Source organism: Flavobacterium sp. ALJ2 (assembly GCF_015594725.1).
Lineage (GTDB): Bacteria > Bacteroidota > Bacteroidia > Flavobacteriales > Flavobacteriaceae > Flavobacterium.
In genome coordinates this window covers 1-363 of record NZ_JADNRC010000083.1, presented here as the reverse complement: position 1 = coordinate 363, position 363 = coordinate 1, and the positions used below count along the sequence as shown (strand labels likewise).

Below are 363 nucleotides of genomic sequence, written 5' to 3'. Positions count from 1 at the left end.
CAGGCAGGAGATAATTTTATTGTAAACGCTGGTAAAAATGTAAAAATTGATGCAGGAGAAAATATGGATTGTAGTGCAGGAAATAATATTTCTCAAACAGCGGGTAATGATTTAACCCAAACAGCAAGTGAAGAAATTACTGAAAGTTCCGATAATAGAAAAGAAATGGTTGACAAGGATTTTATGCGTCAGGCAAATACCTCTAATGAAATAGCTTCTGAGGTTACTATTTTTAGCAATAAAGAAAATTTAACCCTACAAAGCGGTAAGACGGTGGAGGTTAATAGTGTAGAAAAATCTAAAATGTTTTAATTATGGCAATCTACAAAATTTGTAAAAACAGAAAAGTGACGGTTAATAATG

Annotated in this window: 1 pseudogene; it reads left to right on the top strand. The window is 32.0% G+C overall.

The features are described from left to right. A pseudogene (locus IUY40_RS19315) lies at window positions 1–312 on the top strand (Vgr family protein); the annotation flags it as partial. Window positions 313–363 lie beyond the last annotated feature (51 nt).